Source organism: Microvenator marinus, assembly GCF_007993755.1.
Taxonomy (GTDB): domain Bacteria; phylum Myxococcota_A; class Bradymonadia; order Bradymonadales; family Bradymonadaceae; genus Allomicrovenator; species Allomicrovenator marinus.
Genome location: NZ_CP042467.1, coordinates 3,542,897 through 3,565,730, shown reverse-complemented (window position 1 = coordinate 3,565,730; position 22,834 = coordinate 3,542,897). Strand labels below are relative to the sequence as shown.

General features: G+C 52.5%; 10 protein-coding genes. 4 read left to right on the top strand and 6 right to left on the bottom strand.

The features are described 5' to 3' along the window. Genes FRD01_RS14615 through brxC form a run of 3 tightly spaced genes read left to right on the top strand, consistent with a single transcriptional unit; the run spans nucleotide 1 to nucleotide 5,005 of the window. Nucleotides 1-762, top strand: coding sequence for a DUF1819 domain-containing protein (locus FRD01_RS14615; protein ID WP_146960875.1), 762 nt, complete (start codon nucleotides 1-3; stop codon nucleotides 760-762). After that, on the top strand, nucleotides 762-1,388 hold the full coding sequence (locus FRD01_RS14610; RefSeq protein ID WP_146960872.1) for a BREX protein BrxB domain-containing protein: 627 nt from the start codon (nucleotides 762-764) through the stop codon (nucleotides 1,386-1,388). The genes FRD01_RS14615 and FRD01_RS14610 overlap by 1 nt, the downstream gene beginning before the upstream one ends. An 8-nt stretch (nucleotides 1,389-1,396) precedes the next feature. Then, entirely contained in the window at nucleotides 1,397-5,005 is a 3,609-nt protein-coding gene (gene brxC, locus FRD01_RS14605; protein WP_146960870.1) for a BREX system P-loop protein BrxC, read from the top strand. A gap of 58 nt (nucleotides 5,006-5,063) precedes the next feature. On the opposite strand, the gene FRD01_RS14600 is transcribed toward brxC, so the two are convergent. From FRD01_RS14600 to FRD01_RS14580, 4 genes are all read right to left on the bottom strand, one after another. Then, nucleotides 5,064-6,425 carry a hypothetical protein gene (locus tag FRD01_RS14600; protein WP_146960868.1) on the bottom strand — a complete coding sequence of 454 codons (1,362 nt, stop codon included), beginning with the start codon at nucleotides 6,423-6,425 and terminating at the stop codon, nucleotides 5,064-5,066. Then, nucleotides 6,382-6,963, bottom strand: a complete 582-nt coding sequence (locus tag FRD01_RS14595; protein ID WP_146960866.1) for a hypothetical protein — start codon at nucleotides 6,961-6,963, stop codon at nucleotides 6,382-6,384. Before FRD01_RS14595 ends, FRD01_RS14600 begins: the two co-directional genes overlap by 44 nt. 638 nt (nucleotides 6,964-7,601) lie before the next feature. Further along, nucleotides 7,602-8,834 carry a hypothetical protein gene (locus FRD01_RS14585; RefSeq protein ID WP_146960862.1) on the bottom strand — a complete coding sequence of 411 codons (1,233 nt, stop codon included), beginning with the start codon at nucleotides 8,832-8,834 and terminating at the stop codon, nucleotides 7,602-7,604. A 220-nt stretch (nucleotides 8,835-9,054) separates the two neighbouring features. Further along, a complete protein-coding gene (locus FRD01_RS14580) occupies nucleotides 9,055-10,182 on the bottom strand; it encodes a hypothetical protein (protein ID WP_146960860.1) in 1,128 nt (375 codons plus the stop codon). A 916-nt stretch (nucleotides 10,183-11,098) separates the two neighbouring features. Here FRD01_RS14580 and pglX point away from each other — a divergent pair. Continuing rightward, a complete protein-coding gene (gene pglX / locus FRD01_RS14575) occupies nucleotides 11,099-16,327 on the top strand; it encodes a BREX-6 system adenine-specific DNA-methyltransferase PglX (protein WP_146960858.1) in 5,229 nt (1,742 codons plus the stop codon). On the opposite strand, the gene FRD01_RS14570 is transcribed toward pglX, so the two are convergent. Both FRD01_RS14570 and FRD01_RS14565 read right to left on the bottom strand, forming a co-directional pair. Further along, the gene (locus tag FRD01_RS14570) at nucleotides 16,324-17,907 is read right to left on the bottom strand and encodes a prenyltransferase/squalene oxidase repeat-containing protein (protein ID WP_146960856.1); all 1,584 of its coding nucleotides are present in this window, start codon (nucleotides 17,905-17,907) and stop codon (nucleotides 16,324-16,326) included. The two genes, pglX and FRD01_RS14570, sit on opposite strands and share 4 nt — an antisense overlap. A gap of 73 nt (nucleotides 17,908-17,980) precedes the next feature. After that, nucleotides 17,981-22,786 (bottom strand): NACHT domain-containing protein, encoded by a 4,806-nt coding sequence (locus FRD01_RS14565; protein ID WP_146960855.1) that lies wholly within the window; start codon nucleotides 22,784-22,786, stop codon nucleotides 17,981-17,983. Between the last annotated feature and the right edge of the window lie 48 nt (nucleotides 22,787-22,834).

Below are 22,834 nucleotides of genomic sequence, written 5' to 3'. Positions count from 1 at the left end.
ATGGGATCTGAATCTACGAAGCTGCATACTCGGATACTGCGATACGAGCTCGGAGCCGATGACGCACGGGTGTACTGGAAGCGCCATCACGCTGGGCTCTCAGCAAATGAAGCCTTTGAGCACTATTGGTTTGGCGCAAAGAGCATGCCTCGGGTCGAAAACATCCTTAGCAATATGGAGGCACGCTTCGGCGCGTATCCGAACGCTTTGGCAGTTTTGGAGCAGTGGACCACAATGTCCCCGAGGACGCGTGCGATGATCTGCCACTGGCACACTCAGCTAGCCGACCCGTTCTATCGTAGCTTCACCGCAGATTTCCTCGTAGAGCGACGTGAACTTGGTTACCTAGCGGTGACTCGCGAGCAAGTCTCAGAGTGGGTCTCTGGGGTGTTTCCACAATGGGCCGCAGCCACGACTCGAACAGCTACCTCAAAGCTGCTCACCACGGCCTTCAAGGCCGGACTTATCGAGTCCGGTAGGAGCCCACGCACGCTCACCTATCCCTTGGTGGAAGATTTGGCCCTCGAGTACATTCTCTATCTGCTCCGGGAAACAACCTTCGAGGGGTCAATTCTGCGCAATCCCTATTTGGTTTCGGTGGGCCTTGTGGAATCAGACCTGACATACCGCCTTAGAAAACTGCACGGCATAGACTTTAAACAACAAGGTTCTATTGTCGAATTTGGCTGGCGCTACGACGACCTCACCGAGTGGGGCCGCGCCACTATCCACCAAGACGAATCTCCCGCGGAAGCCAGCTGATGAGTGTGAAAGAAGCCGTTGACGCCCTGAGACGTGACCTGATTCAGGAAGATGGGCCCCAGATCAGCACGATGCGGAACTTTAGGTTCGCTATCTTGCAGTATCTACCAACGGAAGAGTTCAAACTACGCGAAGAGATTCAAAGGCTCAGTGAGGAACTCAAAGCGAATGGATGGATGGTTCTCGCTCTTGACCTCCACGCAATGCTCTTGGAGCGGCTGCGGGCGCAACCTGACGATTGGGTTGAACGCGTCATCCGAAGAGAAAAACTCTTGAGCAGCTCCAAGAGCCCCGAACACGGACTCAACGAACTGCGAGAACGACTACGACCTCAAATTGAAGGCCCAAACGGTTTGGCCAAAGACTGCAGCAAGTGCATTTCTGAGTTCATCAATGATCATCAAGACATCCCGGACTTCCAAGATCGTACGCTGGTTTTGCTAGGCCGCGCTGGCGCGCTCCATCCGTTCCTTCGACCAGGAAATCTGCTGCGTCACTTAGATGGCCATACCAACGGCGTTCCCGTGATCTTACTCTACCCAGGCGAGCGCGAGGGTCAGACCGGACTCAAGTTCATGGGCATCGACGAACCTGATAACGATTACCGTCCACGCATTTATTCGTGAGGGAACTAATGACGATTAGCGAGCTTTTCGACTCCGACATCACTCGCCCGATTCCACCTGTGGTCTACTTCCATGAAAAGGACCCAGCACAACTCAAAAACGAGGTGGATGAGTACATCATCACTGGTGGATGGCCCGAAGGACACCCCAACCATGAGCGCACCAAGGACGGCATCCACGAACAATACGTCCGACTTCTCACGAATATAAGCCGTGAGCTCGCCAAGGAAGGCGGCCCAGAGCTCCCTACAGCGTGGATCTCGGGTTTTTACGGCTCGGGTAAGTCCAGCTTCGCAAAACTGCTAGGAATGGCTCTAGATGGCGTTGCGCTCCCCGATGGGACTTCGCTCGCTGAGGCATGGCTCAAGCGAAACACGTCCCCTCGTGCTCACGAGATGCGCGACGCATGGAAAGAACTTCGGCAGAAGGTCGAACCAATCTCGGTGGTCTTCGATATCGGTGGCATTGCCCGCGACCACGAACATGTTCACGTAGCTGCTCTTCGCCAAATCCAAAGTCGTTTGGGCTATTGCGCCCAAAATGCAAAAGTCGCACTCGCCGAACTCAAATTGGAGCGCGACGGCGAGTGGAAGCGGTTCGAAGAGAAAGCCTCTGAAGTTTTGGGCAAAAGTTGGAAGGAAAGTCGCCTTGGTTCGTTCGCTGATGAAGACTTCTCCGTGGTGATGTGCGCTTTGTACCCGTCGCGCTACCCGGAGCCACTGTCTTGGTTCACCGCGCACGGCGGGTCGACTCTCTCTGACAACTCTCCCGCTGAGACAGTTCAAGCCATCGCCGACATGCTTCGATTTCGCGCGCCGGATGCTACGCTCTTTTTGGTTGTTGACGAGGTCTCTCAGTACGTACTCGCCAATAAAGACCGAGTGGACCGACTGCGGGCTTTTGCCACCGAACTGGGCACCAAACTTCGTGGAAAAGTTTGGCTGATTGCCCTGGGCCAACAAATGCTAGACGACGGCGCCGGCGAGTCCTTCCTTGTTTGGGCCAAAGACCGATTTCCCCCGCAGCTTCGGGTGCATCTTTCCCCAAACAACATCCGAGACGTGGTGTACTTGCGGTTGCTCAAAAAGAAGGAAGCCGCAAAGCCTCAATTGCATCAGCTTTTCGAGAAACACCGCGCCGAGCTCAAGCTCCATGCTTATGGATGCGAGACGATTACCGCGGAAGATTTTGTAGACATGTACCCGATGCTTCCCGGTCAAATCGACCTCATTCTGCAAATCACCACGCAGCTCCGCATTCGGTCTAATCGCGCGCAAGGCGACGACCAGGCCATACGCGGCCTTTTGCAGCTCCTTGGAGAACTCTTCCGGACGCAGGGCCTTGCCGACAAGGACGTCGGCCAGCTGGTGACCCTGGAACATATCTATGAGGTTCAGCACACAGCTCTTGACGCTGATATTCAGAATTCCATGACTCGGCTCGTGCACCAGTGCGGCGTTGATGCCGACGGAATGAAGATGCGAGTGGCCAAGGCCGTGGCTATGCTCGAACTCATTCAGGAAACTCTGCCCACTGACGCAAAGCTAGTAGCGCAATGCCTCTATCCCTCCATCGGGGCTGGCAGTCAGCTCTCTTCCGTAAGCAATGCCCTGGAATCCCTTCGACAACAGAACCTACTCGGGTACTCCGAGAAGAACGGCTACAAGATCCAGTCGTCGGCCGGTGAAGAATGGGAGCGTGACCGTCGTGACATTCCGGTGGGTCGCGATGCCATCAGTGAGTTGATTCAAGCGAGCTTGAAGGAGTTGGTTCAAACACCTGAAAAGCCTCGGATGGAGGGGCGTTCATTCAGCATACGCGCGCTTTTTTCAGACTCTAGAATCGAAGACATCGCCATCTTGGACCCACGCGATCCGGCGGCCATTGTGTTCGACTTCAGGTTCCTGCCGGAAGAGTTGCGGGTGGAAAACAGCTGGGTCGTCAAGAGCGCAAACCCGCCGTATTCGGGCCGAATCATCTGGATCGCCGGCAAATCCGATGTAGCTGAACGCGCTAGAAACCTCCATCGCTCTCAGGTGATGGTGAACCGATACCGCGCGCGGCGTGAATCTTTGAACCCTGCCAAGAAGCAACTCCTGATGCAGGAAGAGACAAACGTTGAGGCGCACAAACGTACACTTCAACAAGAGGTCGCAAATGCGTGGCTCAACGGGAAGCTCTATTTCCGCGGTGGCATTCTCACAGCGCGGGATCACGGGTCTGCGTTCACCACTACTCTGCAGACCATCTCCAATCGGCATCTCCCCGCAATCTTCCCGCATTTCAACCCGCTCAACGTAATGCCTGAAGAGCTCAAGCAATTGATTCAGCCGGAGCTTTCTGGCCCGTCACCGAAATTCATGGGGGAGAATCTTGGGATACTTTCGCTGGATAATGGTCGCTATGTTCCTTCGTGTACCGGCACCATCCCCACGCGTGTGCATGAGTTTATTGTTGCAGAAGACGCAGTCAGCGGCGGTGACCTCATTAATCACTTCAGCGGCCCACCCTATGGCTACACTGCGGATGTGGTGAAAGCGTGCGTGTTAGGCCTGATTCGCGGAAGCAAACTCAAGGCGGAGCCAGAGGGTTTGACGACCATAACAGCGGTGCGCGATGCCGGTGTGAACGATTTTGCTCTCCAAGATCGTGTATTCAAACGCGCCACCATTACGCCTGCCGAAGATGATGGTGGTGGGCCTCAACTGCGTGCCCGAATCTGCAAGTTTTTTGAAGATAGTCTTCGAATTTCGCTCGACCGCGAAAACGACGCAATCGCCGATGCTGTGGCGAGATACTTTCCGGAGCTTGCCCGACAGCTGCGCGAAACCGTGGAGCGCTTCAATCAGCTCCCAGGCAAGCCAGAACTACCAAAAAAGTTCGCGGAGTTTGAGCAGGCGCTTGAGCTCTGCACGCGGAATATTCGCCAGACTGCACCCACAGTCAAAGCGGTGGACAAACACCTCAACACGTTGCGTGACGGCATACAGCTGATGCGGCTTTACCATTCGGAGCTGGACAGAAACGCAATCCAAGCGGTCAAGAACGCACACGATTGTTTGCAATACCAAATCGCACAACTTCAAAGCATTGGTGTGACGCCGTCAAACGTTGAAGCCGCGACCACACTCATTGAAAGCCAGCTCGCCTCGGAGCGGCCCTGGCGCGAGATCCAGTCGATTGAAGATGCCATTCAAGACGTTATTGCCGCGTACCAGAGTGAGCGCGCTCTACTCATGGCAGAACAATCTGTAAAAGCTGATGAAGCTACCGCTCGCCTGAAAATGCGCGATGGGTTCGCAACCCTTACCGCGGACCAGAGCCACCAGGTCTTGCGACCTTTGCGGCGGTCCATCACGGAAACCACACCCGAAGCAATCGCTCCCGACCTGCGTAGCCTCAGAGACGGGTTTGATCAGACCCTGAGACGTGCCGAGGAGGAAGCTAATGGCATTTTGGACGAGATCCTACACCCGGCCACTCCCATCGTCCGTGTGGATCTCAAGCTCCATCACCGCGAGGTCTCAACACCCGAAGAAGTTGAGGCACTGATCAACGAAGTCCGAGCATGCCTGCTCGACTCGATTCAAAACGGCACCCGCGCACGAATCACCTGATCTCAAGTCCGGGCAATCGAGAGTTATCGCAATCACAAGCTTTGAACCAACAAACTTGTCAACATCGCCTCCGCAACCTGAAGAAAAAGGCAAGAGCAAGAATTATTGCTGGATCTGGTAGACCACGAAGGGTTGTGCAACCGCGTGAACATGTCGCACCTAGGAGGCTCAATGTGGGCGAACTAGTTGACATGCCATTATAGCTCTCGATGTTTATCTTGTAGCCGGTAACACTCGCCATTTGTTCTGCATTTTCAATAACCACTTCATACTCCAACTCCTCATGTAAAGTGTTTGAGCCACCATGCTTTCTTGACCAGCTGGTGATTAGGAGGCCAGATGAACCGTGAACTTCAGACCCTATGCGTCCTGATACACCATCTATTGCTTTGCCACGGTTCCCGTCAGAGCAGTCTTGTCCGCCGCCAACGCAAAACCGTCGCGATAACACCGTCTCCGTCGACTCATTGAACCATTCAATATTTAGATAGATAGCAAGATTTCTCAGTTTATCGCGAATCAAATCGCGATCCACGGAAGCTGAATCGACGTAGTAAAGGTCGAAAATCGCAGGCCCCGAAGCGTAGCTTGCGGGGCGCTGCACAGCAAAAAGAAATGTCCCTGGACGTTTCGCGTTGGGGATCTTGTGAATGGTATCGAGGAAATGAATTCCTTTGGCCGTTTTCCCACCCAGCATCGGTTCAGAGGCCCTCACAGCGACGGAATCGAGCGCTGAAATCAGAATGGCGTGGGCCTCCTTGTAACACTTAACGTTTACTCCGACGCGAACACGAAAACGCAAACGTTTTTCGTAGCTACTTCCCAATTCAACTTCGCTTTGTGAAACAATCTCACTTGATACGCACGACGAATTAAAAAAAGGTTCCAATGCGTCGTTCAATACCTTTCGGCTATCCTCAGCCCTTCGTTGCTTGCTCGCAGCTTCAGCACTTATGTCCTGTCCTCGAATTTCTCCGTTTACCACTTCGAGCTCTTCTAAACGGTTGAGGAGGCGTGCAGAAGAGACGATGGCCCTTATCTCGACGAAAAAGACTTCATCCAACTTCTCTTCACGCAAAACTTCCCATGAGCGAATGAAGCCACCGGAGTAGGTCAAAATCTTGTCAGCTATGAGTTGGTCATTTTCAACTATTGTTTCGTGAGAGACAAGAACGCCTACCGCATCCTCAATTGCATTTCGTTGTGCTGCCCGTTTTGCCTCTGCGGCAGTTGCACCATAGCCTGACGCTATAACAGTCGTGTCCCCTCCTTCAGCTTGAACTGGCAGCGGAGAAACTAGAAACAAGCTGACCATCAAGAGCGTGAGGTTGTACAACTTAAAGATGTCGAAAAACCAAAAAGTGGTCCATTGACGTTCATTCATCCGAGGATTTGCCATCCAGCTTTTTGAGTTGTTCATCTAAATCCTTGAACTCAGACTCCGCCCGTGCTTTCAGGGCAGCTCGAGCAGAGTCGGACAATCCTTCTGTTTCGCCAAAAGCTTCAATGAACTTGGCGGTATTGATGCAAACAAGGGCGTAGAATTCTTGAGGGTCGGTATCAGTCAAGAAGTTTGCCTCAACCGAAGTGCCCGCCAAACTGACATCTGTGATGTTACGCGTTACACTCGTCACTCTCTCTTCGCTAAAGTCTTCGCCTGCTGCCTCACCTTCGGCACGGTAGTCTTTAAACATGTCTTGAACTCGAGTCTCTAGCTGACGGCCAAGGTCTGCTCTGGCGCGGGAAACAGCAGAATCGCGAGTCATGGAACGATTGCCACGAAACTTGGCGCTCCCCACGCCACACCCTGCAGGAACCTTGTCTGCCCACTCAGGGACTTCTCCCCAGCTACTAGAACTTGTTTGCTCCAACTTCTCTTGTCGAGTCTCAGGTCCTCCACACGCCGCACTCAGCAAAACTGTGAGGGAGAAAAAAACAACACCATAATTTTGTCTCATTGCGATTGCTCACCTAAATGTCGGAGGAACGGACACCGCTACAGCAACGTAATACTCTCTTTCGTCTGGGGAGTACCATCTGCCTACGATCTGTGCCTTTCTCACGAACTGTTTTGTCTTCTCTACTAACACTATTTTAGTTTCTTCCGTCGATCCGTGCTCATCTTCCGTAGACTCGATTCTAATCTCACTCGAAATTTGCACTTCAAGATACGCAGCGAGGTTACGACGTGCCGTAACCTCTGCAACTCGTTGCTGCACACCAATACTCTTGCCGTTCGTTGCTGTGGATCCCGGCGCTATGATGAATCGACCGCGGGAATCTTCGACCAGTCTTGTATGGCCATCCAAGAGCAAAGCGTCCTTCAGAAAAAATGCTTCGAAGTCAGGATCAAAGACGGCATTCACTTTTGGTAGTTGATCCCTAAACGACGCGTTGGCCTGGGCAGTGATTGTGTTCCGATGCTGACCTTGTTCCAACTCAAGTGATTCTTCGCGAGGCTGACCCTTCGACGAAGAAACACTATTGCCACCACACCCCATCAAAAAGATTAGAAGTCCGAGCCTACACGTCCGCAGACATCCTGGAGTCTGTAGAGATTTGTGGGGTGAAAGGGAAAACATGACTATGAAAAACCTCAGCGATCTGACCAGTTCGGTCGCTTACTCCACTCCCGCGTTCTGCGATTGGCGGGGGTTTCTGTTTCTGGCTCCTCAGCGCGCTTCGGAAGACTCGGCTCCTTAATAGTTTGGATACCTAGCTTGGTCGAAACGGTGACATCATATTTTGTTGCAGTCTCCAGAGCCTCGGTTTCTTCTACTACTAGTTCAAATCGCTCTTTTTGTTCCAAAGTTGGCCAATTTCCGGTGGGATTCTTCACCCAGCTCATCAAGATCAATGTGCCGTTCTCGAACTGGTCTATCTGACTATCCTCATTGCCAATACTGAGTTGTTTCGAGAGCACCAGTCCACCGTCGGAATCGTACCAATCGAACCGAACATTCACGACGCTAAATTTGTAGTAGTTCACAGAACCCTCCAATCCTTCTGCGATCATTTCCATATCAATTGCAGACGGGTGAAGTTCGTAGATGTCAAAGTTGGCTGGACTTGAATTATGAGATGCTTGCACGGCGATCATATAGGAGTCACAAGTACGCCTCTTGCGACATGGCGATGGCCAACGAGTCGGGAAGAAGTATCCATCGGTCTTGGTCTTTTCGGCCACGACTTGTTTCGCGTACTTAACACCCACCTTCGACAAGACATTAACCAAATTCGCTCGGGCTTGTTGGTAGCAAACTTGGTCTATCTCAACTAGACCCTCAAAGTGAATGCGACCCTTTAAATCTTTATCAACAACAACTCGTTGCGCTACAATGTCAGCCTTGACACAATCAGCATTCAAGAACGGTCTGAGAGCTTTCGCGACCAGCATCCTACTCTGTTTTCCGCGTTCTTGTTTGGTGCGCAACTCGGTCATAATGTCTTTGCCCGATGTCTCCCCAGAAACCTTAAGTTGAACAAGTTTATCGCTCAAACGACTTGTGGCAACGAGAGCACGAATCTTGACCCTGAAGCTGCCATCCCCAAGCCTCTCTTTGGAAATGGTTTCCCAAGTCTGAATGTAGCCGCTGGAGTACAAGAGAATTTCATCGCGAATCAATCCCCCATCTATGACGAGGGTATCGCTGGATATCAGGGTGCCGACTGCCTGTTCAACCGCACTGCGTTGGGCGTTGACAGTTGCTTCTCTGAAACTCGCTCCCACCGCTTCAACTTCGACAGCCTGCTCTTGCGCCCAAGAATTCGGCGCTAGAAAGCACAAGAAAATGAGCACCCCAATGAAACTCTTGAAGTCGATATTCACCAGCCACCATCGTTCAGTCCTACTCGCCAGATGGTGTTAGATGACAACAGCTCCGTCAACTAGAAACACAAAGAAATTTCGAATGCGGCACAATCCATGCCGGCCTGGAAAGATTGCCAAACCGTGAACCTAGACAATCGCGACCCTAGAACTGAACCTAGGTGGCGAAGACGTCTCAACTCCTTGACCCTCCATCTCTTTCACGATCTCCAAGAACGTTTTACGCAATCACCACTCTCTTGTCGCGAAAATGAAGGATGGGCGCCAAGGGCAAAAGGCTATTATCTGGAGCTTGTATCCATAGGTGTCCTTCAGACAGTTCGCCAAAAGAACTCGTCGGAAGGCAAGGTTTAGACTCACCCTCTTCACAGACAAACAACTCTCCTTTGGTGTAGCCGTAGACCCGCCATGTTCCAACAAACGAGTCGAGAGTTGACTCCAAAAGACTCAAGACCTCGTTTAGGCGATGACCAATCGCAAGCTCCTCGTCGAGTTCTAGCCACAACTCTGGAATCTGGGAACTCACGGTTTCCTCTAGCCAGCGCGGAGGTAGGTACTCAACACGATGAGCATACCGCACTATCGTTTCACGAGTGATCAGCCGAAGTTCTTCTGGGTCACAGGTCTGCAATATCGGGTGAGGTGGTTCTATCGTGCGCAGTGCTTCAAGGAGTTCGCTTGCAAGCACACACCAAGACTTGATCGTAAAATTGGTACCGCCCATGGAGGTCAGAAAGCCCAGTCTCAAATTGCTATCAAGCTTGCCGATTAGCCCCAAGAGGATGGCGCAGAAATACTTCAGGGCAACTACTATGCAATGCATCTGTAGATCCACGACCGATGCTGCTGCCGTTTGTGGGCGGGGATAGGAAAAGAGCTCAAATCCTGCTCTTCGGTGCTTCCAACAGTGTTCCAAGAGAGCCTTTTCTATCAGTTTAGCCAGCGGATTCTTCACCTCTTTCAGGGCTGAACAAAGTCCGCACGCGAAGACAAGCGAATGTGGAAATGCGCCAATCATACGGAGGTCGGATTGGATACTTTCCAGACAAGATGAGGAATACTTCTTTAGACCTACAAAGACCCATTCGCCGATCGTCATAATCAAATCTTCAGGGTCAACACACCGTGCTACTGCTAGCAGCAGTGCGTTGAGAGCAAACTCAAAAGATTTGGTTCCCGAACGCGGAAGCGGGCTCAAACTCACCACCAGAAACGCTTGAAAGTCCTCGCGCCGTTGAAGAATAGCCTCAGCGAAAGCGACCGGGGTTTGAAGTGCAGAAATTTGGTCGGCTGCGAGGGGAAACAGACGCTCGTTCAGACGCTCAATTGCTCCCTTAAGCTCATCCATCTTCTCATGACCAATCAAGATCCGGGCCTTGAAAAATCTCTCGAGTTCGTAGCTTGGAGTTGGGCGTACGCAAATGACTGGGTGAACATTCACTCCTGTTGCAATGAATCTCAACGTCTCAGCGCTACAGCTCACGTCACGATTGATTTCAAGTAACTCTGAAAGGCAATCTGTTGCCGTGGTGTCTAGGACAGCGAATTGAACCTCGCTAAGCTGGGTAAAAACCCAGGGCCTACCATTGCATTTCGCCCTCAACCACTCCCAAGTAAGATTTTGTTTCTCCACCAAACCGCAGCCGCTGTATTCCCCGTCAATTTCAACAAGTGCGACGGAACAGACTCCACCCCGGAGAGCACTGGAAAGTCTTGCGTCAAAGTCGTCAACCTTCATCACCTAACCCGTGCCACTACCTTTTCGGAACTAACGAAACTTCGCAAACGCAAACAAGTGAAGTCATGCCGAAGCGGCAATCATCAAGCGAGGTACAACGTTGACAGATGCTGACGCAACGGTTTATCGCTACCCCACTGTACGATATAGGAGGTAATCGAATGGGGAAAGTTGAAACGCGTACATTGTAGTGTTTGCAAAAAGTCCTGTAGCCACTATATCTGCAAGCGCTGTGGCACTGGTTGGCATACACCATGCACAAAACGGCCAGGCAACAACGTATCTAACATTTGCCCGGATTGCGGCCAAACCAACTGAAAATCCGTTTGGTCACACACTATTCCACTTAAGGGGGGCATCCTCCCAAAACTGTCTCACCAAGGTGACCGGGAAGCCGCTTGTTCCGGCGATTCACATCACGGCAGTTTCCGGACTCTGCTAGTACTCTGAGTTAGGGATTCGACTTTCCAGCGTGTCGTGATACAAGAATTAAATCCTTCAATCCGGCTACGCTGGGGAAACACCCATGACGATGACTTCCGACGCCAAGAAGGCGCTCTCCAAAACCATCCGTGACCTGCGCGGGTTCCTCCTTAGACACCTGAGTACCGCTACCGAAGCGGAGTATCGGCTCTCCATCAAACGGGCGCATGATGCTGGTCTGGATGAGGCCAGGGATACGCGGCGGCGACGTCTGGAAGAGTGGATGGATGAACAGCTGCGCGCGGATGTGCAGACCGGGAAAAAGGGGGCTCGCACACGCGACGACTTCTTCCACGAAGCCATCCTACAAGCTGCATACACACTCCTAAACCGGCTCGTAATCCTGCGCCTCATGGAAGCCGCACCAGCGGGCGGACGTGCGCTACGGCCCACTCCTGTGCTCTCTCGGGGCTTACAGAGCGCGGGCTACAAAGACTTCCGTGCGCTCGCCCCTGCCCTTGTCAAAGACGATGCGACCGAAGGGTTCGAGTTCCTCCTCAAACTCGTCTTCGAGGAGCTCGCCAGCGACCTCCCCGGCATCTTCGGGCCCGCCGGCGTGGCCGACCTCATCCCGCTCACACCCGCCATCCTCAACCACCTGGTCAGCGAGCTCAACCAACCCGAGCTCGACTCCTGCTGGACAGACGACATGACCCTTGGCTGGGTCTATCAATACTGGAACGACCCCGCGCGCGAAGCGCTCGACGCAAAGCTCAACAGCGGCGGCAAAGTCGAGCCGCACGAGATCGCAAGCAAAACGCAGATGTTCACCGAGCGCTACATGGTAGACTGGTTGCTGCAAAACAGCCTCGGCCCCATGTGGCACGCTACATGCCAAAAGCACGGATGGACGCCGCTCGCCGAATCTTCCGGCACACTCGCCGCACTGGAAGAACGCCGAAAAGACTGGCGAGCAAAGCGCGAGGCCGGCCCAGAAAACGGCGGTGTCGCACTCACGGAGCTGATGCCGCTTCACACCCAGATGGAGCATCACTGGGCCTACTACATCCCGCAACCCATCCCCGAAGATGCCGTCAAACATGCGCCTGAGACCTTGCGCGACCTGAAACTCATCGACCCCGCCGTCGGCTCCGGCCACTTTTTGGTGGTCGCCCTGGATATGCTCGTGCCGCTCTACAGGGAGGAGGCGCAGCACCGCGGCGAGCAGGATCGCGACGAATGGCAGGACACGGCGATTGTGGAGAGGATTCTTTCGGTGAACCTCCACGGCATCGACTTGGACCCACGCGCCGTGCAGATTGCGGCCGCTGCGCTCTTCTTAAAAGCGCGGCAAATCGCGCCCAACGCACGCCCCGAGAACCTCAATCTGGTGGCGTCCAACTTGAGCCTGGCGAGCCTGGCGGATGACGATCCGGCGCTCGTGCAACTTCGCGAAGAAGTTGAGCAAGAGACCGGCATCCCGGCCGCGCTCACAGATACGTTGGTCCACGCACTCAGGGGTGCCGACCACCTTGGCTCGCTCCTCAAAATCAACACGACGGTGGACGAGGCGCTGACCAAATACGAGCTCGGCAAAGCGATCCCCGACCAGGGCGATCTTTTAGGCGGCTTTGCACCCAAACAACCTCGGCAATCACTCGCCCCCGAACAGGCGCGCGAGACCCTCTTGGACCGCCTTGAGAAGTTCCTAAAAGCCCACACACGAGGCGACGATCTGGGACTTCGACTCCGCGGCCAACAGCTCGCCGCGGGCGTTCGATTTGTGCGTATGGTGCGCGAAGGTACATACGATTTGGTGGTCGCAAACCCACCTTATCAGGGCACTTCGAAGATGGAGGATACGACCTACATCACCAAGAATTACCCGCTCGGCAAAGCCGATCTTTACGCCGCATTTTTGCTTCGTGGGCTGGAGCTTGTGCGCGAGGGCGGTGTGTCTTCGATGCTCACGATGCGCAACTGGATGTTCATCAAGCAATATTCAGGGCTGCGTCAGCACATATTCGGTACATTTGACCTGCGTGGACTGGGCGACTTTGCTGTCGGTGCTTTTGACGAAGTACCCAACGATGTGCTGAGCGTTGTCGTGAGTGTAGTTCATCGATCGACACATCGGCCTGACCAGAGTATTGCGCTTCAGCCAACAGCACCAGATGACAACTCGTATGATCGTGCACGAACACAACGAAAGCGAGCCGCCACCCTTTGCCACGAAGGTCGCCACACCTTTGATCCGCTCGCTCTCAGAGTCGTCCCCGAATGGCCCCTCGTCTACTGGTGGGACGAGACGCGACTAACCACATATGGGGAATCCAGAACCATTGGAGACCTGTATCAAGTTAAGCAAGGGCTTTGCACGGGGAACAATGACAGAACCATCCGGCTGCCTTGGGAAGTAAACAAGAGAGCAGTCCCACTTGCTCCAACCGTCAGCGATCTTTCGTCATGTAAGCTTTGGCTACCATTCATAAAGGGTGGCGAGGGCCGGGTCTGGCATGAACCACTTAGCTGGATTATCAATTGGCGTTGTCGTGGACTGGAGATTCGAGTTGGTGCCGAATCCAAGACCTTGGCGGCGAGACCTCAGAACGAGGCATTCTATATGAAGCAAGGTGTGGCCATTCAAACACTAGGGGGGACATTCAGTGGTCGTTGGCATCGCTTTCCCTCAATCTTTGGTGATATGGCTCGCACAGTGTTTGGAGAAGAGAGCGCAGCGATATTATGTCTTCTCAACTCGCGGGAATCTCGCGAGATAGCATCAAGTCTAAATCCAACAATTCACTTTACAGTCGGTGACCTTGCGCGACTACCTTTCCAACGAGATCTGAAGTCGTCAAACATCTTTGGCGTTCTCGAACTCTCCGGTAGTCTCCACGAAGCACATCGCGAACCCTCTGTGGAGTTCAAAAAACCGGGGCCGTCACCATGGAAACATGTCCAAGAGTGGGCGCAAATCGCAGTCGATCGTGAAAATGACGAACCACTCCCAGAATATTTCGAAGAACTCGATCCGGAGCCACCCACCGACCATCTGAGTTTTGCGCTTGGCGTGGCCCTCGGCCGCTTCGGCGCTCATGGGGAAGGCATCCTCGACCCAGCAAAAGATGACCTGTCAAATGCACTCCCACACGCCATCCTCTTCCTGGATACGACGCTCGAAAAAGATCATTTTCGCGATGGCTTAGGTCATAACGCCGCAAAAATTATTCACCAAAAATGGGCGGAATTCGGGGCGGAAATTAATTCCAAAAAAAGTCTTCGCGAATGGCTCGCCAATGATTTTTTCAAAGATATTCATCGGCAAATGTACGAAAACCGCCCCATCCACTGGCCGCTCTCATCAAGCAACAAAACATTTGTGGCCTGGGTCAACATCCACCGCATGGGCGCAAACACCCTCCGCGTCCTGCTCGCCGATCACTTGCACCCCACCATGAATCGGATTGACGGCGCGCTGAATGATTTGCGTGCCGCACGCAATAACCCCGATAAAAAGACGGCATCCGCAGCCGAAAAAGAATTCGATAGACTCACCAAAGCAAAAACTGAGCTCGAAGAATTTATTCAGAACGTGGAGGCATGCGCCGAGCGCGGTGCACCGCCCACGGACGCCAAATGCCCTGAGCGCGAAATTGACGCGGTTTACGACCCAACCCTTGATGATGGTGTGATGATCAACTCCGCTGCCCTGTGGCCCCTTCTGGAGCCGCAGTGGAAAGACCCCAAAAAGTGGTGGAAGGAATTGGCGCAGGCGAGCGGTAAGAAGGACTATGATTGGTCGCATTTGGCGATGCGTTATTGGCCGACGCGCGTGGATAAAAAGTGTCAGGAAGACCCGTCACTTGGCGTGGCCCACGGATGCTTCTGGCGCTACCACGCCGAGCGCGCCAGGGCATGGGAACTTCGCCTCCAGGATGAAATCCAAGCCGACTTCAAAATCACCGAAGCCCCCTACCGCCCGGGCGGCCGCAACGTGAACGATGGTGGCGACATCCCTCATCGCGAAGCCTATTTGCGCGACCACGCATTGGATGCCATTGCGGGAGTCGAGAAAGAAGCAGAGCGCCGCATGGGCCGCGGCACCAACAAAAAACTCGTCCCCACCATGACCATCTTGGAATCCGGCCTTTGGTCCAACTTCCCTGCCGAAATCTGGGAAATGGAACTTCGCCTCTCCAAAAAACAAGGCATCGAATTCCGCCTCTTGAGCCCCGACGAAGAAGCCGCCCGCACCACCTTCGCCACCTCACATCCCCACGAAGTCCGCAACCGCGAAACCATCCTTCGCAACCTCGTCCCACCAGAAGACATGTTCGAAGATGATGAGATTGTGGACGACGATGACCTGGATTCGAGCGATGAAGAATCGCCAACGCCAGACAACGTGCTGGAGCTTCGCCCCTCCAAGCGTGAAGAAGGCAAGTTGAATGTTCGTCCTGAGCGGTCAGGTTTAGAGCAACTTGTGGCGTTACGCGAATACCTTTACGCGCTCCACTTTGGGATTCGTGAACCCAGGGTAATTGTTGCTCGGATTAAGGAATGGTCGTTGGCCAATTTTGACGAATCTTGGCGTTCCAGCACCTCAGAATTGGCCAGTGATTTGGGCTTCGTTGACGCCGTTGGATTGACTCTTTCTGGTTTCGGCAATGACTTCATCACAGGGCTGGAAAGTCAGACAGAAGTGCTCGAAAAGTTGCTCCCACAAATCCGGAAAGCTGCCTTCGCACGGGTTGTTGAAGCCATTGAAGCAGGTCAACATGAATCCGTGTTCTACAGCGAAGCTCAGCCGATTCAGGAAATGGATAGCTACAATGAGGCTGCCTATCGTTCTTCGTTGCCTGGCCGATTGCGAGTGTCGGAGGAGGAAGAGGAAGAGTTGGTCATCCCTGATGCGCACCAGTTGGTGATGCTCACCCGGCTTCTGGAAGGCATCGCGCTTAACCTCAAGGATAAAGATAAATTGCGCTGGTACCTGGGTGTGAAGACTATTCGCACGGTGGACCGCTATACGCGATTGGGCAAACAGGTGGGACTCATCATGGAAGATCGTGGCCTATCAGCAATGGGGCGAGAGTTTGTTATCAACTCCGACCGACGACTTCCCATTGCACGGGAAGCCTTCCGCGAATGGGCCGTGATCAAGGAAGTATTGGCTCTGTATAAATCCATTTCAAACATGGATAAAGCCGCTGAGAAGGTGATTCGCGCTCGTACAAGACTCCAGGGTGAAACGGTAACAAAACGAGCCCGCAGCCTTGGAAACTGGATCGTGCACGAACTGAAGCTCGTCCAAGGCGACTTGTTCTAAACAACCGCCTCAAGCTCGTTTTCTGCCCACTTCACGAATTTCATGATGCATCCAATCAGATGAAACCCTTCTTGCGCAGGAACAGCTGCACCTTTATGAACAACTTCATCTCGAAAGTATGCAAGCCGTTCGATCTCACTCTCGTAGGGCATGAGATGCCCCTGATTTAGCCGCTTTTTTGTGTAGAAGGCTTCTCTAATCTTCTTCGTGGCGATTCTGACGCCCAACGAAGCGTTATTATCGATGGTACGGATGTTTAGAGCACCTAGCCAGCTATAAAGCAACATCTCGAGACCTTGATGTGCCGTCATAACGGCCAAGCGTAGCGAGTTGGCGCGATCCTCCAACAAAAACTCCCGGGAACGCTGTAGCAAATCGTGGCCAAGCTGATTCAACGGTTGTCCTTTTACCGCACCGGCCGAAGCGTCCTGTAAATACTCGAAAATTGCGAGGGTAAGTGCATCACTGGGAACAGGGGCTTTTTCACCATACCAAGCTCCATCTGTGTGTTGTTGTGCGAGAAGCCAGGATACGCCCGAGGCTATCGTGTGCTGAGCCTCAAAATGGGCCAACCTGAGCGCCTCAAGGACCACCAATGTTACCCAAATGTCTGGGTGGTAAGTGGTCTTAGCCTTGTCCAATTCGATATGGCCCCAAGCACCAGAGGGATGTTGTTGCCCGACGAGCCAGTTGAGAGCTTTGTCACGTGCGTTGCGATGTATTGAAATTCGGCCGAAGCGTGCAAGTGCATATGCGCCAAATGCAGTCCCCAATACCATCCCCCCGTTTGGAAAATTTCCGAAATCCCGCTCGTATCCTGTGGACTCAAAACTTTCCAAAATCTCATCCAATGCAACATCAATATAAGAGCGGATGTGATGTTCTAGAGCTGAGCATTTGCCAATAAACCAAAGGTCGTGAATGGGGTGGAGCGGCCGTCGAAACGTACGAATAATCTCTGCCTCCAAATCCCTGAAGTCAGTGATCTCAGCTGATTCAAGAAATCGGAAGCGTTCCGCGTTGATTCGACCGTCTTGACCCTGACGCCAGAATATCAGTGTATCATATTGACTACCTTGAGCTTTCTTTTCTCTCATCAGCTGCTTCCAGTCGCCAATAATCAATCGCCGTGTCTCCTCAAGCGAGTCAGCAAAGTATGCCGCAACTGAATATGATGCCGTAAAATTGTAGTAGAACTGATCACGATGGGCCAACAAAAATGCCTCAGCCTTGGAAGTACCCATGTCCAGCTTTTCCAAGTCATCAAACGCCTGTTGCTCCAAACTCCGAAGCAAAGATAGCAATTTTGGTGAGTGGGAACCTTGAACGCTCCTGACCACTTCTTCCCTCAAGCATGTAGCAAGTTCTTCCTCGAAAACCGCGAAGTTTCCTTCCAGCCTTTTCAGGAAGTCTTCTTCTTCGGGGTTTGGATACTCATCGAGGAGGCTGGAATGCGTGACACCAGTCACGGAGCTCACGGCACGAGATATCTCCGTTGGTAGACGCTGAACTTGTTGATAAATACTTCGCACAGCAATAAGTCTGCGCCACAAAATCACTGCATTCTGATTAACATCCATGCTTTCTATCTCTCGCCAAAAACCTCTTAATGTGCCGCCAATGACTGACTGCTTCTCTCAGATCAGCGGCTGACTAATTCTGAATCGTCGATCGCTGGAGAAGCGTGGCAACCAATGACAGTTTGGGATCACCTACCATCAATTTTCGCCAACAACTACACACCTGCGGGTGGATCCGTTCTGTAAGGCTCTCTATTTCGACACCAGTTCGGTGACCCAGATTGGGATTGTTAAGAGTGAGTACTGTCCCTTGAAAGACTACCCGGGCAGCTGTTTCTGCAGTGGACGGGTGAAGCAGCTCTCGCCTGAGAAGTGCTGGTAAGGCAAATAGAACAAAAGGGTCAACGAAAGGGTGGCTATATTTGACATCCAACCTTTTGATGGTTCGGTTGATGAAGTCGTGATGGGCTGCAAGTGTGGCGTCGTCGAGTGCCAAGAGTTCCAGTAGGAGTTTAGTGGCAGCTCTTGTGGGTTCTTCCCCAATTGCCTCAAGAGCTACGGAAATCGGTAAGTCTTTGGGAGAGAGTTCCGCCAAGCCTGTCAACAAACTAAGTGATGGACGTCCGAACCGGTCCTTCTGGCGCAGACGATTGAGCATTTCTTTCACTACAGCTTCGCTATTTTCAGTCCTGCGAAGCGCAGCTCTACTGAGGGTTAGAAAAAGTGATGTATCTCGGTTGTCGTTGTGAAAGGCAAAACGACAACGACCTTGGGCTTGAATTGCGGAGACTGTTGCTGGGTCAAATTGTTGGTCAAGGATGAAGCTAAGTGCAGACGCCAGCAATGCACCTATTGGACTCGCCGAAACAAGAACTTCCACATCCTGCGTGAGGATTTCTTGCCTAAGAAGATCCCAGTCGAGGATTAGCCCCCAACGCAACGGAACATTATGGGTCTCTGACTTGGCAATATCTCGCAAAGATGAGGACGTTGGTGGGCTCAGTTGCTCGGTTTGAGGAACCTCCCAACGATCGTGAGGAATGACCACAAAATCTTCACCTCGGCGTGCATACAGCGCTCCCTGTCCCTTTGGATTGATTGGTTTGATTTTTAACAGTTGCTCTACAACCTTCAGCGAAAGGTCTCCGAATTCATCCGATAGCACACCTAGCCAATGTAAACTTTCAGGTCCGACTTGGTCCCAGTCAAGCTCACCGAGCAACGCAGTAGCTGCTTCTCCGATAGCGTCCCCAACGGTCGGAAACTCTTGACCGATCTGAAGTAAATGCAACGGAGCCGCGGAAACATTCATCATTCGGAGATCGTCTTGCTTCACCGCGCTCCATACCAACTGACGCCATCCTATCCGACTTGTGCTTGCATTGGACGATAATGCGGAACGGACACTTGACGCCAACAATCGGGATGGTGAGTCGAATGGAAGTGCTTCGGACTGTTGGATGAATTCGCTATCGCTAACCAAGGCTTCAACTTGTTCCCACGTTGAAGCACGGAAGACGGATTCAAACACTACGGCGATGCAACGCTTTTGCACATCATCAGACAAGTCATACTCTGTGAGAAGCTTGTCGGCGGCGATATCGGATAGTGGTCCATTCTCCTGCACTAGTTTAATGAACGCCCCGTGGGCTTCTTCCCGCGAAATAGTCTTTCCTACCAATTCCCTGCAGCTAAACGGCCACTTGTAGGAGAGTGATAGTCGAATGACTCTTTGGCGAAGTTCGTCACTTAGTTTCTGCTCATTAACAAGTAGAATTGCGGCTGCTAGAGCTGCGGGCTCGTCCGGTCCAGACACAGCAATGCTCTCCAAGGAGAGTAGCTCGGCACTTGAATACTTCTGTGTGAGCAAATATTCGTCCAACTCGTTATTCCAAATGACTGGATTGGCGCGAAAATCAAGCAATCGCTCTAATCCGATTCTACGGGCAAATTCTGAAAAATGCGGGATGGTGAGAAGAAAAGCCGCCGCGTATCGTTCAAACTGGTTTGGTGACGAAAGGAAGGTTCGGAGGTCGTTTTCGATCGTAGCCGCATTACCGCACTGGAGAAGGCTCTGAATTCGTGAGATGAGATCTGGCCGGCGGCTGAGGGTGAAGGAAGTTGTTCCACTCATGGCTTTGACGAGTGTGTTTACCAGACTGTCGTCGCTTGGCTTCAGCAGACCCAGGAGAATTTCCCAGTGGGTCGACATGCCATTCCACCACTTTTCGCCCATACGGTGGGAGAGCCAAGTCGCTCCATCTGGTTGAGAACGTACCAGCAGCGCGTAAATCTCAGCAGCTTCCGCGACGTACCCACCGTCATGGATCCCATGTTCGAGTCCAGGCAGCAGAAAATCAAAATCTCGTTCACCTCGTCGAAAGAGTTCCACACTTGCGAGAGGGCTGTTATCCGCCGCGGCCAATCGCGCCACAGCTTGAAATCCCTCACAACCGACCAATTTTTCGATCTTACTAAACAGATTCGCTCGTCTATCGGGGTCGAAGTTCTTCCCAAACAAGCGACACACAAGTTCGACTGGCGGCGGTTCCTTAAATCTAGACAACCACCATTCCAAGACATCAGGGGCATACGGACAAATCGCCGCAACTGCGAGCGTCAACTCCTGGTCTTCCGTCAAACAAGACTCTAGTGCTCTTTGTGGAAACTGGCGGAGTGATTGAGATGCCAGAGCATGAAATTGAAACCAGCGACGCTCTATTGGATCAAACACCTCGGGTACGACCGTCGCTAGTGCAGGCAACAGCGAAATTGAACCTTGGTGTGTCACCAACAACGTTCTCGCGAGCAGCATGAGCTTTTCGCTCGCATAGTTGGGTAGCACTTCGTGCTGTGCGATCCAGCGCGGCAAGACTCCTTCAACCACCCAAAAATCTTCGTCATTGAGCGGATAGCGCGGGTCTAAATAGGCACCCCAGAACCAATCGAATCCTGTCTCACCACCGAGATACAATGCGCGTGCAACGGCTTCAGACCATTCACCTTCCCGGATCGGAAAGCGTCTTATGCAACGGCTCATTCGCCCTTCGTTGACCGCAATCCAAAGTTGTTCGGCGAGGCCCCTGTCGTCTGTCTCAGCAACGGCATAGCACGTCTCAGTCAGTCCAATTTTTGCGGCATTTTTGGCAAACATGCCAACGAGCACATCCCCGTCCAATTCTTCTCGTCGTCGGAGTGCGCAGCATGCGAAAGCAAACTCGCGCCAAGCCAAATTGCTCAGAGCCTCATCGGATTGGGATGCAGCCCATCCTGCTGAAAATTCGCGAATAGCTTCCAGAGGAAAATCTACTCGACCCTTCGTCTCTTCTACCAACAACCCCCGTTGGATGAATTCATCAACTGCTGAGGCAGCAACTTTTGGGGTTAGTTTCGCCTCCAAGACTTTCAGAGCCTTGGAGATGGGAAGACTGATTTTCCCCTGCAGGGCCAAAACTCCGAAGACATTCATCCGCTGATCAGGCTGAGGGAACTCTGCTGTGAATTCGCTGCCCTCCAGTTGTCCAGCCGCGGAGTCCCAGTCCCCTAGACGTGTGTGCAACAGATTGTAGAGCAAATCGCCCAGTGTCTGAAACCCAGTGTTGGAGAGGTTCCGGCGATTGGACTCCAACATGAGTCGGGCAGTAAGTGGTGTTGCCGGAAGTCCTTCTAAAGCTGAGGGAGTTTCACCTAGATACCCGGCCTGGCTCTCCATTCCCTTGTTGATCGCCTCAAATTCTGCAAGGCGTAGCTGTTTCATCTCCTCTTTTGCGAGCGGGCGCAAACTGGCGCAGTCCCAACCCGATGCTTGGTATGAGCGAACGTCGAGCGGTCGTGACATTATGGCTACGTGGGTGATATTCGACTTATCCAATCGGGACCTGAGCTTTTGTTGGTCTGCTGGACCAAGTTCGTCGAAGCCATCTACAACAACCGCTAGCGGAGGCTTTCCCAAGTCCGAACCACCACCGTTGAAATAAATAAAATGGAGGATGTCCAACAAATCAAAAGGTTCTGCGCTTCTCTTATGAGTCAATTCAGAGGCATGAACGAGCCCTACCCATTCATCTGGACTATCGTGCTGGATTGTTCTGGCAAGTTGAGCAGCGGTTGTGCTCTTTCCACTACCAAGGGGGCCAACGATTACCATTCGGCGACACCCAAGTGCGGCCACAGATAGGTCAATCGGTCGAGCACTTTCTTCGGTTCGAGTAATGAGGGTCGCCGTCCGCAGCGGCAAGAGTATTGGATCCCCATCACGGACGGCTTTCCACTTCTGATTGATTAACTTGGTGGCAATTTCTTCTGTTCGTTCCCTTAACTTGCTAACGTTAATTATGGAAGGCGTTTCCAAATCCAGGATCTTGAAAAACTCAGAGAGAGTGTGATGAGATGCGCCATCTAAACCCCTCAAACTCTCGCGAAGTAGTGCGGAGGCAGTGAGCGGCTCCTCCGCGCCAAGTTCTCTAAGTAGATCCGCTGCATGATCGCGAAGGTGCCTTTCATCTGCAGACCTTATGGAGAGCCGTTGGCAGATGGCCATAACTTCTTCGATTTCTACATCAAGCGCAGCACGTATCCCCTCAACGAACTTTTTTTCTTCTCGATGAAAACTCTTTTGAATTAGTCCAATTTCTGCATTCGGTTTTGACAGTCGTTCACAAATCTTCTGCAACTCAACGAGTGATCCAAACCCCGGAATCTTTACCAAAGTCGACACAAAGAATTCGTATCTCCGCTGTTTAGATGTGTGCACCTCCCGCAGCATCTCCGTGAATTCGACCTGATCCAGCGGAGTTTTTTGATCCTTCACTTGATATCGATGAAAGGTAGTGATTTTCTGACGGGTAATTTGGAACTCAAGATCATCCCATTTGGACTTGTCCTCCGTTTCTCGTGTTACTCGAAAATCGGCTATGTCTCCGCGGGTAAAATCAGACATGAACCTCGCGGCATAGTACACGCCAACCGTTATTGCGTACTCGTGCCG

Excerpts from the sequence above, each read along its gene's own strand:
- FRD01_RS14570 (WP_146960856.1), bottom strand. The coding sequence starts at position 17,907 with ATGGATGTTAATCAGAATGCAGTGATTTTGTGGCGCAGACTTATTGCT.
- brxC (WP_146960870.1), top strand. The coding sequence starts at position 1,397 with ATGACGATTAGCGAGCTTTTCGACTCCGACATCACTCGCCCGATTCCA.
- FRD01_RS14610 (WP_146960872.1), top strand. The coding sequence starts at position 762 with ATGAGTGTGAAAGAAGCCGTTGACGCCCTGAGACGTGACCTGATTCAG.
- FRD01_RS14600 (WP_146960868.1), bottom strand. The coding sequence starts at position 6,425 with ATGAACAACTCAAAAAGCTGGATGGCAAATCCTCGGATGAATGAACGT.
- FRD01_RS14595 (WP_146960866.1), bottom strand. The coding sequence starts at position 6,963 with ATGAGACAAAATTATGGTGTTGTTTTTTTCTCCCTCACAGTTTTGCTG.
- FRD01_RS14580 (WP_146960860.1), bottom strand. The coding sequence starts at position 10,182 with ATGGATGAGCTTAAGGGAGCAATTGAGCGTCTGAACGAGCGTCTGTTT.
- pglX (WP_146960858.1), top strand. The coding sequence starts at position 11,099 with ATGACGATGACTTCCGACGCCAAGAAGGCGCTCTCCAAAACCATCCGT.
- FRD01_RS14615 (WP_146960875.1), top strand. The coding sequence starts at position 1 with ATGGGATCTGAATCTACGAAGCTGCATACTCGGATACTGCGATACGAG.
- FRD01_RS14565 (WP_146960855.1), bottom strand. The coding sequence starts at position 22,786 with ATGTCTGATTTTACCCGCGGAGACATAGCCGATTTTCGAGTAACACGA.